General features: G+C 57.1%; 9 protein-coding genes (1 of these 9 running past the window's edge). 4 read left to right on the forward strand and 5 right to left on the reverse strand.

The features are described from left to right. Together SH661x_RS20290 and SH661x_RS20295 are read left to right on the forward strand one after the other, a co-directional pair. Positions 1–210 carry the 3' portion of a sigma-70 family RNA polymerase sigma factor gene (locus SH661x_RS20290; protein WP_437225419.1) on the forward strand. It extends 360 nt beyond the left edge of the window, so only the last 210 of its 570 coding nucleotides appear in the window; its start codon lies off the left edge, out of view; the stop codon is at positions 208–210. Between the two features lie 7 nt (positions 211–217). Further along, positions 218–1,684 (forward strand): LamG-like jellyroll fold domain-containing protein, encoded by a 1,467-nt coding sequence (locus tag SH661x_RS20295; protein ID WP_437225422.1) that lies wholly within the window; start codon positions 218–220, stop codon positions 1,682–1,684. Between the two features lie 39 nt (positions 1,685–1,723). On the opposite strand, the gene SH661x_RS20300 is transcribed toward SH661x_RS20295, so the two are convergent. Together SH661x_RS20300 and SH661x_RS20305 are read right to left on the reverse strand one after the other, a co-directional pair. Next, positions 1,724–3,028 (reverse strand): coproporphyrinogen-III oxidase family protein, encoded by a 1,305-nt coding sequence (locus SH661x_RS20300; RefSeq protein WP_437225425.1) that lies wholly within the window; start codon positions 3,026–3,028, stop codon positions 1,724–1,726. Positions 3,029–3,390: 362 nt separating this feature from the next. Next, the gene (locus tag SH661x_RS20305; protein ID WP_437225427.1) at positions 3,391–4,209 is read right to left on the reverse strand and encodes a DUF1559 family PulG-like putative transporter; all 819 of its coding nucleotides are present in this window, start codon (positions 4,207–4,209) and stop codon (positions 3,391–3,393) included. A 340-nt stretch (positions 4,210–4,549) separates the two neighbouring features. Between SH661x_RS20305 and SH661x_RS20310 the strand changes: the two genes are divergently transcribed. Further along, complete coding sequence (locus SH661x_RS20310; RefSeq protein ID WP_437225429.1) at positions 4,550–6,220, forward strand: glycine--tRNA ligase; 1,671 nt, start codon at positions 4,550–4,552, stop codon at positions 6,218–6,220. 99 nt (positions 6,221–6,319) lie between these two features. On the opposite strand, the gene SH661x_RS20315 is transcribed toward SH661x_RS20310, so the two are convergent. Genes SH661x_RS20315 through SH661x_RS20325 form a run of 3 tightly spaced genes read right to left on the reverse strand, consistent with a single transcriptional unit; the run spans position 6,320 to position 9,429 of the window. Beyond that, entirely contained in the window at positions 6,320–7,288 is a 969-nt protein-coding gene (locus SH661x_RS20315; RefSeq protein ID WP_437225432.1) for a C-terminal binding protein, read from the reverse strand. A gap of 32 nt (positions 7,289–7,320) precedes the next feature. Next, entirely contained in the window at positions 7,321–8,529 is a 1,209-nt protein-coding gene (locus tag SH661x_RS20320; protein WP_437225434.1) for a GIY-YIG nuclease family protein, read from the reverse strand. Between the two features lie 27 nt (positions 8,530–8,556). Beyond that, on the reverse strand, positions 8,557–9,429 hold the full coding sequence (locus tag SH661x_RS20325) for a 3-keto-disaccharide hydrolase (RefSeq protein ID WP_437225436.1): 873 nt from the start codon (positions 9,427–9,429) through the stop codon (positions 8,557–8,559). Between the two features lie 345 nt (positions 9,430–9,774). On the opposite strand from SH661x_RS20325, the gene SH661x_RS20330 reads away from it, so the two are divergent. Then, entirely contained in the window at positions 9,775–13,314 is a 3,540-nt protein-coding gene (locus tag SH661x_RS20330) for an acyl-[ACP]--phospholipid O-acyltransferase (protein ID WP_437225438.1), read from the forward strand. Positions 13,315–13,389 lie beyond the last annotated feature (75 nt).

Consider the following 13,389-nt stretch of genomic DNA (forward strand, 5'->3'; position numbering starts at 1 on the left):
CAGGAACAGCGGGATGTCCTGGAGAACTGCTTTGGAAAGATGCCGGAACGAGACCGCGATCTGTTGATGAAGTCCTATTCAACAGACGCGAAAATTCAGGAAATTGCCCGACTGAACGGGCTGTCCCGAGCGGCCCTGTACAAGTGGCTGTATCGGATCCGGAGGTTACTGTTGGAATGTATTCATCGAGAACAGGCACGCAGAGCATAGCAGCATCATGAATCAAGACCCCAGGGATGTCGACACTCTCTTTCAACAGTACGCGGAAGGTCAGGTTTCCGTCGCGGAACTGGACAATCTCAATGACCATCTGCGGAACGACCCTCAGGCGCGCCGCAGATTCCTGGAGCTGGTCAACATCGACGCTGGACTGATGTCTCTCGCGATGGATTACGCTGTCACTGCAGCACCCCATCAAGCTCCAACGGTCCGTCGCCGGGCATTGCTTCATCGCTGGGTTCTTCCATTGGCTGCCTGCCTGATGATGATGGCCGCCGGCAGTGTTTTCTGGTGGCAATCGTCAAAGTCGGCGTACGCCAGTGTCAGCAGCTGCGAAGGCGTTTCAGGGCTCGAGAAAGGGAGGCTCCTCCGCGACGAATGGTATGATATTTCTGAGGGGGCGATCGACCTTCTGACGAAAGACAAGACGAGTCTTGTCATCGAGGCCCCAGCCCGCTTTCGTTTCGAATCCCCGGAACGAGTACGGATCGAGCACGGTCGACTCGCAGCTTATGTTCCGCCGACTGCCGGCAAGTTCACCGTCGTGACTCCGTCGGGTCAGATTGTTGAAATGGGGACGAAGTTTGGTGTCGACGTCCCGCGGAACGGTGACGCGGAAGTGCATGTCTTTCAAGGCGAAGTCGTCGCACACTCGCCGGCTGGGAACTCACTTCGAAATCTGGTCGATGGAGATGCGCTCAGCCTGTCCGGCAAGCCGAGCCTCCTGCGATCAGGAGCATTCATTCATCCCAATGAAATTTCTTCGCTGCATGCAGCCATCGCCGCTGGTCAGCAACAAGTCTCTGATGTTGCACTGGAAAAATTGCGGCACGATCCCAGTCTCATCATTCTGCTCGATTTCGAATCGCTGAAATATTCGGATGGGAACTTCGGTCTGGTGCAGGGACGCTGGCCGGGGACACGGGCCGCTGAGTTCGTCAAAATCGGGGATCATATTAAGTTGAATGTCGGGGAAGGGGAGCGCTGGCCGCGTCTGACTCTCTCCACCTGGGTCAGGCTCGATCAACTCTCGGAGCCATATCAATCACTGCTGCATACGAATGACTGGGGGAATCAGGTGGGGAAAATCCACTGGATGATCACCGATTCGAAAAAGATGCGGCTGGGAACCTGGGGAAACCAGGATGTCACTCGCCGCGACGGGGCAAAGCACGAAGCCGACTCAAATCCCTCGTTACTCTTTGACCAGGGACGGTGGATCCATCTGACTCTGGTGTACGATTCAGACTTGCGTTCGGTGAAACATTATCTGAATGGAAAGCTCGATCGCGAAGTCATCGTGGACGTGGCGAATCCGGCGCTGCTGGGGGAAATTCAGATCGGAAACTGGAATGCGTATGATCGAAAACTCAGCGGTCGCGTCGATGAAATGGTCATCCTGTCACGAGCGATGAGCGATGAAGAGATCAAAGCACTCTACGAGGCCGGGAACCCGTATCGCTGATGCAGTTCCGCTTCCTTCGTGACGGTCTGCTTTCAGAAGTCAGGTATACCGAACTTCCCGGTGCCGTTCTTCGAAATATTCCGTCAACAGGCTGTCGACCTGAAGCAGCCCCTTGCGGGTCAGGTGGACTTCGTCGCCGTCGACGTTGAGATAACCGGCCTTCTGCTGGTTCTCCAAAGGAATCGCGAACTCTTTCAGCGGATCGGCCCCGAATTTTTCGCGGAACGGTTGAGCTGCAACGTGACCTTCTTTCATCTGAAGGACCCATTCCCGGATGAAACGTTGATGCTGTGTCGGCACCAGTGCCCGCTTCACCGGTAACTCACCGGCCTGCACACCAGCGATGTACTTCTCGAGTTCATCCTGGTTCTGGTAGTGGACTCCCTGCAGGTGTCCGAATGACGAAACTCCCACCGCCAGGAGATCGCTTCCCCGGAACAGATTGTCCCGGTAGATGAACTTATCGGTGTCGAGGTTCTTGACGAGTTCGTTGCCGCTGGAGAGCTGGTAGCCCGCTGCCTGGAACTGATCGATCGCTTCACTCGCCCAGCGTCGTTTCGTCGGCCAGTCCGCAACGGGAGATTCGATCCCCGCTGTCAGCATCTCTTTCGAATAGACCGTGTTCCAGGGAAGTTCCATCTGGTAGATGGTGACGTTGTCCGGCTGCATGCTGATGGCTTTCTCAACACATGCCTGCCAGTTCTCATCCGTTTCCCCAACCATGCCGGCGATGAGGTCGATGTTGATCTGCGGAAAACCGACTTCCTTCAACCAGCCGTATGCCCGCTCAATCTCGGGGGAGAGATGGGCACGGCCGTTTTCTTCCAGAATCTTGTCGTTGAAGTTTTCCACCCCGAGTGACACGCGGGTGATCCCGATCTCTTTAAGGGTCTGAACTTTTTCGAGGCTCAGGGTTCCCGGTTCGCATTCGAAGGTCACTTCCCGGGCTTTGTCCCAGGAGACGGATTTGCTCAGACGTTCCCGCAGCATGTGCAGCTGTCGGGCACTCAGATAGGAGGGAGTTCCGCCGCCGAAGTAGACGAATTCGAGATCGCGCCCCTGCAGTGCGGGTTGGTCCTTGAGCAGCTGGACTTCTTTGTCGAGCGTGTCGACGTAGTTCTTGATCGTGTCGGCGTTCTGCTGGGTGTAGACCCGGAAGTAACAGAACTTGCAGCGTTTTCGGCAGAAGGGGATATGCAGATACATCCCCAGCGGAACCTGCTTCTGCGGCGCGGCGTGCAGTGCCTCGAAGAACTTTGGCACATCCTCCCGATTCCATTGGGAATAGGGGGGATAGTTGGAGACAAAGTAGCTCCCGATTTCGGTTTTCGTCTCGGTCGACATCGCAGGCTGTTCTCGGGTCCGGAAGAAGCACGTTTCAACAATTGTCGCATGGAATTGCTCGATAGGCTACCCCGGGAGGCGATTTGTTTTTGATGGGGGCCAGATGTTTTTGAGGAGGAGAATGAAACGCAGAGAGCGCCGAGTTCGCGGAGGAAAGAAAGAGGGGAGGCAGGGGCAGGTCGATTCAATCGGGAGGGAGCAGCACTGGCCGAGCGGCAAGTGAAGAGTCAGCAAGAGTTCCCTGCGGCTCAGCGAGAGTTCAGAATCCCAAATTCTTCTCCCCACTTTCTCAGCGAACTCTGCGACCTCTGCGTTTCAAAATCCTTTTTCGCAATTGAAGATGCCGCATTACATCGACGGATTCAGAACTCCCCCTCGTTCAACTTGCCATCATTCGCCCGCAACAACTTCAGCAATACGGATGGATCGATGCTGTTAGAGAGCCAGCGTCCGCTTCCATCTGCGAAGGTCGCGGTGGCCATGCCCGGGTGATAACTGGAGATGATCCCATCCGACTCCCCTTTTCTCGCACCGGGGAGATTGACTCCGATCGGCAGTTGGTCGAAGTCGACATCCCGGGGTTCCGTCCACACGATATGCTGCCCGGCGGCCTCGACGAGCATCAACGTCTGGCTGGTGCCGTCGGTGATTTCCTCAATCGTCAATATCCCCGCCGGGGAATAGATCCCGCCAGTGCCGTGGGGAATCGCAAACGCAGTTTCGACGGGGGAATTCTCGACCGCTTTGGGCATGACAGGGCAACGGAAGACTGGAACGTCCAGTGTCGTCGCCGGTGAGTTGCGGGGATCGTTCCAGGTTGCGTCCCGATCATAACGCTCGTGAAGTCCGGCTTGGTCCAGAAAGGGGAGCATCTCAACCCGCCAACTGACCGGCGGATCCCCATCGGCAAGGGGCGGAAAACGTCCGTTATGGATAATGATGTAATTTTGAAGTGCGACTCCAACATTGCGTTCGTTGTTGAGGCATTGGTAGAGACTTCTCTTTTTAATGGAATCCGACGGGCTTCCCAGAAAGAATTCTGCCACCAGTAACAACATGAAAGCGATTGTTCCGAACTGGACAACTCTTCGAATTCTGTTGGAACGAATCAGATATTGGGCTGCGAGCACTCCTGCCGTCAAAAGTACAAATGTCGTCAGAAACTGCGGGAACTCGTACATGTCTCTTCCTTGGCCAAAAGAGATTGCTGTCCAGGTTTAGAAACGGGACCAGTCTCGCAGCTTCAACTACGATTCTGTGCGCCGCTTCTTCAAAACTCTGTCGCGGGAGCAGAAAACCACGGAGATACAGAGACACGGAGAAATCAAAGAGGCGTTCACGGTACTGCTGGCCGCGTTTGGAATTGAAATCTGCCGCTGAAGGAAGTCATCGGGAGAGAACACGCCTGTCACCAAAAGTTGTACTCAGCACTCCCGACTCGTCCGGTATGCTGTCCTTTGCGGATCGACTACAATTCAGGTTCGGACTTCAAATTTGTCAGAGACAGGAAAAGCAGCGACCATGGCGGATGCGGATCGTTCAGGATTGATGGAAAAAATCGTTTCTCTGTGCAAGCGGAGAGGATTCATCTTTCAGAATTCGGAAATCTACGGGGGCCAGAACGGCTTCTGGGATTATGGTCCGCTCGGGACCGAGCTGAAGCGGAACGTCCGGAATGCGTGGTGGGAAGACATGATCTCCCGGCACGACCCCCTCGACCCGCCGCCGGGAGCCCCGGGATCGTACCAGATGGTGGGCGTCGAAACCTCTATCATCATGCACCCGCAGGTGTGGAAAGTGAGCGGGCACTACGACCTGTTCTGCGACAAGATGGTGGACTGCAAAGAGAGCAAGGGCCGCTATCGACTCGATCACACGAAAGGGCGCTGGATTGAGGGGGCACTCGCTGGCTCCAAGGACGCTCCGTCACCCTCGCAGCGGTACTTCGTCACAGCTCTGGTCGAGGAATCGGAACTTGCAGAGACCCTGACCAAGAAAGCATGTTCGCTGTTCGGATTGAAATCCAAAGAAGCGGACAAGTTGAACTGGCAAAGCGAGCCGGTCAGTCTGGCGACGATTTCCGTTGAAGAATATGCCAGCGTGATCGCTCCGGATGCGACCAAGCCCGGCACGTTCACCGCGCCGCGCGACTTCAACCTGATGATGAAAACGATCCTCGGGGCCCTGGGGACTGAGGACAACGCAGCCTTCCTTCGGCCGGAGACCGCACAAGGAATCTTCGTCAACTTCAAGAACGTGATGGATTCGACGCGGGTCAGGCTGCCGGTCGGAATCAGCCAGATCGGCAAGAGTTTTCGTAATGAGATCACCCCGCGGAACTTCACGTTCCGTTCGCGCGAGTTCGAGCAGATGGAGATTGAATTCTTCTGCCGACCGGAAGAGTCGCCAGCGTGGTACCAGTATTGGCGGGACCGCCGGTTCGCCTGGTACACCAGCCTGGGAATCGGACCGAAGCATCTGCGGCTGCGGGATCATGACAAGGATGAACTCTCTCACTATTCATGCGGGACGGCGGATATCGAGTATCAGTTCCCGTTCCTGGCAGAAGGGGAATATGGGGAGCTGGAAGGGGTGGCCCATCGCGGTGACTTCGACCTGCGATCGCACATGGAAGGGAAACTCAAGAACGAAAACGGCGAACTGGTTGTCGAGACCGGTCCGGATGGCCAGCCGAAATGGCGCGGGTCCGGCAAGGATCTGACGTACTTCGATGAAGCGTCGAAGTCCCGGTTCATTCCTCACGTGATTGAACCGAGTGCGGGAGCCGACCGGGCAACTCTGGCGTTCCTGTGCGAAGCGTACTACGAAGATCAGGCTCCGGACGATAAGGGGCAGATGCAGACCCGCGTGGTCATGCGTTTCCATCCCCGGTTGGCGCCGATCAAAGTGGCTGTCTTTCCGCTGGTTAAGAAGGATGGACAGCCAGAAAAAGCCAAGGAAATCTACCGGGCCTTCCGGGACGCAGGGATTGCTGTCACGTACGATGAACAGGCTGCGATCGGCAAACGTTATCGACGTCAGGATGAAGCGGGAACACCGTGGTGCATCACCGTCGACAATGAGTCTCTCACCGCGGACACCGTGACGCTCCGTGACCGGGACTCGCTCGAGCAGGTCCGGATCCCGATCAAGGATGTCGTGGATGAGATTGCCCGGCGTCTTCGTAAGTAAGAAACGAAACGGAGAGTGGGACGTTTCAGGCTCCCACTCTCCATTTTTGTTGCCATCCTGACATTCGACATCAATGCCGACGTCCGGAACTTTGCGAGGTCAAATCCCTGCCAGAACTTTGGGGTTCACCACATTGTCTGGGCGCTCGCCGCTCAGCACAGCGGCGATCTGATGAGCGACCCGTTCTCGCATCTCGATCAGGGATTCTTCTGAAACGAAGGCTGCGTGCGGAGTGGCGATGACACGTTCATCCCGGTACAGCGGATCCGACAGATCGGGCGGCTCAGGCTCGAAGACATCCAGTCCGGCCCCTGCCACCTTGCCCGACTGAATGGCATCATAAAGAGCAGTGTGGTCGACGAGTGGTCCACGCGAGGTGTTGACCAGCACCACGCCGTCTTTCATCTTCCCGAACGCATCCGCGTTGAATGCGTGGCGGTTTTCGCTGGTGAGCGGAGCATGCAGCGAAAGATAGTGCGACTGCTCCAGCAGTTCTTCGAAGGAGACCATCTTGCAGCCGGTTCCGTAATCGTTTCCGCTGGGAGTGCAGGCAATGACGTTCATTCCGCAGGCGCGGGCCCGCTGATAGACCAGCTGACCGGTTTTGCCGAAGCCGAACAGTCCCAGGGTTCGGCCCTGCATCCGGTGCATGGTGCCGGCGGCGCGCAGGTTGTATTCCCCGCCCTTGGTGCGGTGATGAAAGAATCCGATGTTCCGTGTCACTGCCAGCAGCAGGCCCAGCGCGTGATCGGCCACTTCCCCCACGCAGTAGTCGGGAGTGTTTGTGACGACGATCCCTTTCGAGGTCGCGGTCGGGATATCGATGTTGTCCAGTCCGATCCCCATCCGGCAGATGATCCTGCAGTTCTGTGCAGCCTGGACCACCTTGGTCGTTACCTTCGCCCAGCAGGTGGCGATGGCATCGACATTCTGCGCAAGTCTCGCGAGGGTCGCTTCGGATTCATCCGGGGCGTCAATAATCTCGACGCCATAAGGAGCGAGCAGCCGCTGCTCGATGTCGATTCCGGGCCAGGGATGGTCGGTGATGAGAACCTGGTGTTGTGGCATTGGACGTTCTTCTGAATTGGAAAATTCGATGTTCAGCTAGGAGCATTACTTTGACACAGACGGCACGCTTTCGCGAGTGACAGCTGCCGATCTTTTTCTTCCGGGAACAGCCTGAACCAGCGGAACAACAGTCGGGCCGATTCGAATTCATCCGGACCGGTCACAGACGCCTGTGCAGGGGTTCCCGCGAACTGGGCTCCCAGCTGTTTCAGATGAAGTCGAACTACCTCCCGGTCCTTCCGCTCAACAGGCCGGGGAAGCACTTCGACGACCGCGCCGCGTGCTATCACCAGCCACCACTCCCGCCCATCTAGAGCCGAAGTGACCGGGTAGAGGAAGTTGGCCTGACTGGTCCAGTCATGAAATCGTCGCAGATGCAGATCGATTCGTTCCAGCGATTGCAGGCGGTCACGCAGAGTGGCTGCCTTCTCGTAACGACGAAGCTCTACCGACGCCTTCATCTCCTGTGACAACACCTCCAGCACGGAACGATCGGTCCCGTTCAGGAATTTTCGGGCGGCGTTGAGCGATCTGGAATAGGCGACTTTCGTACATCCGCCGATGCACGGCGCGAGGCAGGTTCCCAGATCTGCCCGCATGCAGGGGGTGAATTCCTGCGATTCCGTTGATGCTGCATCGCCCCGAAACTGCATCGGTGTTTCACGTGGGCAGTCCCGCAGCAGGAACTGATGGTTCAGTTCAGAGACCGCCTGACGAAGAAACTTTGTCAGCGGGAGCGGTCCCCAGGCTCCCCCATGCTTTCGCGGAAGGTGAGGCAGAAGCGTGAAGGCGGGAGCAGTCTGTTCCAGGAGAATCAGAAACCCCAGCTTCATCCGGGTCGGGTGCCCCTGCACGTTGTAGTTGGGGCGATACTGACGAATCAGCTCCCGTTCCCGCAGCCTGGCGATCAGCTCATGAGCTGCCGGTTGCCAGATCAGCGTCATCGACCGGTGGCCGATGCGCCGCTCTTTTGTTCTGGAGACCTTCGAAGAGAAGTACGACTGCAGCCGCTTCCGCAGACTGCGTGACATGCCGACATAGATGAGCTGGCCCGTCGGGCTCACCATGCCGTACACACCGGGTAGATCAGGGCAGTTCTCCCGGAGCCGCGAACGGATCTCCGGACGCGAGCCACTCAGAGGTAACGTCTTCGCTGCAGCGAGCACACTGATGTACCGGCTGGTGGCGAAGAGGTCCGGCAGCGACTCGACCGGAGTGATCTGCATCCGTTTGCGTTTCATGGATTCCTTCCATGAGGAGAGTTGACTTCAGGGAATCTCCTTGGGGAGGGGCTGGAGATCGAAGCGGCGGACAAACAGTTCCGCACCTTCGGTCTGCAGGATGAGTTTGCCCTCTGACGGGAAGACCTTGGTCGCGCGGTTCACGACAACGCCGTTCACCCGGTAGACGAGTTCGTCCCCTTTGCAGAAGCACTCCACCGTGGTCCACTCCTGTCCCGGGCTTTCAACATCATCCTTGCCTCGGAATCCGGCAACATCCTTCCAGTCCGGGTCTCGTCCAAACCAGTTGATGCGGCCGACTTCAAATGTGGCGGTTGGAGCTCCCGGGGTCCAGACCGGTTCGCCATCGCGGTCCTTGGTGACTTCGCAGGTGACGGTCGATTCAATCGTCTTGCCGTTTTCATCCGGCCCTCGCAGGACCAGGATGTCACCGGTTCCTCCCTCGATGATCTGGCATTCAATGGATGCCATCCAGGGGCCCGGCTTTCCATTGGCCATGCCATAGTTTCCGTCCGGTCCCTGACAGTGCACCAGCACCCCGCTGTCGCGAGCACGATCGGCCCGTCTCCCCCAGGTGGCTGTCCCCCAGCGAAACTCCATGACCAGATGGTAATCCTTGTACTCATCGTGAGTTGTCAGGCCGCCGAAGCTCCCCTCACCGGAGATTCGCAAGGTTCCATCAGGCTGCAGGGTGAACACGTTTTTCGTGTCGGCATCCCGCCCTTCTTCCTGCTGCCAGATGTACCATTTCGACAGGTCTTTCCCGTTCAGCAACTGGATGGTCTCCGTCGGGACAATCACTTCTGCCTTCGGCTCCTCTGCAGCGTGTGCGAGAATGCCGGATGGCACCCCCGCCAGGACTGCCGCCAGCAATGCAGCTCGTGTCAAAGAAATGGACATCTCTCTCTCCTGTCGAATCTAAGCTCTACCGCGTGCAGGCAATTCAGGCGTTTTTTCGCATGAACGTCGTACCATCGCCTGCGGAATACCGAACGTCATTTTGAAAACTTCTAAAACAGCTTTTTCAAAACGTGACCCGGGCACAATAGACAGATCTGAGCTCCCGGGCAACCAGTCCTCCGGGTTCCAAGGGGGCTCCACTCCAGGCCCTCAGCCCACGTGGTTGCCCCGTCCTTCCGAGAGTTCCTCTTTTGGCGATCGGCCAATCGTGTTAATCTCGACTCTGTACCGCCTTTACGTCATTTGCGGGTCGAGGAACCTTTCGTTCGCCTTCGGTCAATCAGCATGGAACAGCCACCCCCTCATCGCGATGATGAGCTGCCCAACTCGCAGCTTCGATCCAAAGAGAACTGGAAATCGACCAGCTTTCTCGGGCTGGTGCTGACACAGTTTTTCGGCGCCTTCAACGACAATCTGTTCCGCTGGCTGGCCGTTCCCATCGCGCAGCCCGTCCTGGGGAACGTGGCTTCGGTCGCTCTTGGCGGACTCTGCCTGACCCTTCCCTTTCTGTTTCTGATGCCTGTGGCGGGCTGGCTGGCCGACCGCTATTCGAAACGAAACGTCATCAACGCCTGCAAGGTGGCAGAACTGGTGCTGATGATGCTGGGGGTGCTCGCGATCCTTTATGGAAGCATCACTTCCCTGTTCGGAATTGTCTTTCTCATGGGGGTCCAGAGTGCGCTCTTCGGCCCCGCCAAGTTCGGAAGCATTCCGGAGATGCTCCCCTCGAGCCTGCTCTCCAAGGGGAACGGAATCATGGCGATGTTCTCCATCGTCGCGATTGGCCTGGGGACCGTGGCCGGCTTCGTGATCTATGACCTCACCGGACCTGTGCTGGGAAGCGGAAACTGGTCGACAGCCTGGCCCAGTGCGGCCGCTTTGATCGGAATCGCACTTGCCGGTTTGTTCACCAGCCTGCCGGTTCGAACGGGTCCTCCGGCCGACCCCACTCGCAAGCCGACTCTCAATCCACTGCTCGACGTCATTCCCGCGATCCGGTTGCTGAAAGCGGATCGCCGCCTGTTGCGGACAGCCCTGGGAATCGCGTTCTTCTACTTTCTGGCCTCCCTCGCACAGCAGAACATCGACCCATTTGGCGAGACGACGCTGGGACTCGGGAAAACAGACATCGGCATTCTCCTTGGCACCCTGATTGCCGGAGTGGCAGCCGGGAGTCTGCTGGCGGGAGTCTGGTCAGAAGGGAAGGTTGAACTGGGGATCGTTCCGCTGGGAGCCCTTGGAATTTCGTGCAGTGCCTTACTGGTGTTCATCGCGGGCAGCCAGATGAACTTCGATCTGCCTGCAAAATCCCAGTTCGCCTACTGGGGATCCAGCATCGGTCTCTTTCTCCTGGGGGCCAGTGCAGGGCTCTATGACGTTCCGCTCGAAGCCTATTTGCAGTTTAGGAGTGAAGAGAAGACTCGTGGGACGGTTCTCGCGGGCAGTTACTTCATAACCTACGTTCTGATTGTGCTGTCGTTTGGCATTTTCTATCTGCTGGGGACCGTCCTGGCGCTTTCGCCCGCTGCCATATTCATGGTGGCCAGCCTCATGACGTTGCCTGTGGTCTTCTACACCGTTTGGCTCATGCCCGACTGGACGTTTCGTTTCTGCATGTGGCTGGCGACCCATTCCATCTACCGGCTGCGGGTTCACAACATCGAGAACATTCCAGACCGCGGCGGAGCCTTGATTGTCGCCAATCATGTTTCTTTTCTGGATGGGGTGATGTTGTGTATTTCTTCATCCCGGTTTATACGATTTCTGGTATACTCAGATTTTACGGAAATGCCGCTGCTGCGGGTGCTGGCCAAGTTCATGCGGGTCATTCCGATCCGTGCGGAAGACGGCCCGATCGCTGTGGTCAAGTCGATCAACACCGCTCGGGAGGCCCTGAAGAATGGCGAAGTTGTCTGCATCTTCGCTGAAGGGGGCTTAACCCGCACTGGACAGATTCAACCGTTCCAGCGTGGATTACTGAAGATCATCCGTGGAATCGATGTCCCTGTCATCCCAACATATCTCCACGGACTGTGGGGCAGCATTTTCAGCTGGCGGGGGGGGAAGGTTTTCTGGAAATGGCCGAGAAAATGGCCCCTGCCTGTTGATGTTCACTTCGGAGATCCACTCCATAACCCACAGGATGTTGCCGTTGTACGACAGGCTGTCGAACACCTGGGAGCTGAGGCTGTAAAAATGGACGCGTCACAGAATCAAGTCATTCCGGCCCGACAATTCATCCGGCACTGCAAAGCGTCGAAGTTTGTCCCCAAGATCTGCGATTCCACCAAAGCCGAACTGACCGGCGGCAAATTGCTGGCTGCGACACTCGCCATGCGACGCGTTCTCAACCGCATCGCACTTCAGCGGGGCGAAAAACATGTCGGGGTGCTTCTCCCCCCTTCCGTCGGCGGATGCCTCGCGAACATGGCCCTGGCTGTCGATAGTCGCGTGGCTGTCAATCTGAACTACACGTTGTCAGAAGAAGTCCTGAACTTCTGCGTGAAGAAAGCCCAGCTCAAGCACGTCATCACCAGCCGGAAATTCCTGGAGAAGAAACCGTTCAATCTCGAAGGGGCAACGTTCATCTACCTCGAAGACGTCAAGGAGCAGGTGACCTCGCTCGACCGTCTGATCGGGGCGGCCGAAGCCTACTGCGTCCCGGCTCGCATCCTCGACATGTGGCTCGGGCTGAACCGCATTCATCCCGACGAGACCCTGACGATCGTATTCACATCCGGATCGACCGGCGAACCTAAGGGGGTTGTTCTTTCCCAGGCCAATATCGGCTCCAACGTGGAAGCGATCGATCATCTGCTGAACCTGCAGCACACCGACGGTGTCCTCGGAGTGTTACCGTTCTTCCATTCGTTCGGTTACACAGCCTGCATGTGGCTCCCGATGTGTTACAACGTCCGGGGCGTCTATCACTTCAATCCGCTGGATGCGAAAGTAGTCGGACGACTCTGTCAGGAAAACAAGATCACCATCATGATGGCGACACCGACCTTCCTGAAGATGTACATGAAACGCTGCGAGCCTGAACAATTCAAGACGGTGGACCTGATTGTCGTGGGGGCTGAGAAACTCCCAGTCGATCTCGCAAAACAGTTCGAGGAGAAGTTCAAAGTCCTGCCGACCGAAGGTTACGGAACGACGGAACTTTCTCCTGTCGCAGCAGTCAATATTCCCGATCACCGTTCACGAACGGTGTACCAGCAGGGAACCAAACTTGGCACCGTCGGGCGTCCTCTGCCGGGCGTGACCGCCAAGATCGTCGACCCTGATACCGGTGCCGATCGCGGAATCGGTGTTGAAGGTCTGCTGCTGATCAAAGGCCCGAACGTCATGCGGGGATATCTGGACGAACCCGCAAAGACGAGCGAACTGATTCACGACGGCTGGTACAACACCGGCGACTTCGGAATGCTCGATCAGGACGGATTCCTCACCATCACCGGACGGCAGAGTCGATTTTCCAAAATCGGGGGGGAAATGGTCCCGCACATTCGGATCGAACAGGAGCTGTTCAAGATCTGCGAGTCTCCCGAAGACGAAGAAGGAATGATCCCGCTGGCAGTGACAGCTGTCCCCGACGAAGACCGAGGCGAGCGCCTGATTGTGCTCTACACGCAGTTGTGCAAACCGGTGGAACAGATCATCAAGGAACTGGCCCAGACCGGCCTGCCGAAATTATGGCTCCCCTCTGCCGATTCGTTCATTCCGGTCGAACAGATTCCCATCCTGGGAACAGGAAAACTCGATCTGAGAGCGGTCAAGGAACTGGCCCTGCAGGCAACCTGCCCCGCGACGACCTCCCCGTGAGATTCGCCCAGAAGTCAGGATGCGGCAAATTGCAGCGCACCGGCCCGCACAATCGGGTGAATTGCGGGAAATCAT

The sequence above is a fragment of the Planctomicrobium stercoris genome, assembly GCF_051465655.1.
Lineage (GTDB): Bacteria > Planctomycetota > Planctomycetia > Planctomycetales > Planctomycetaceae > Planctomicrobium.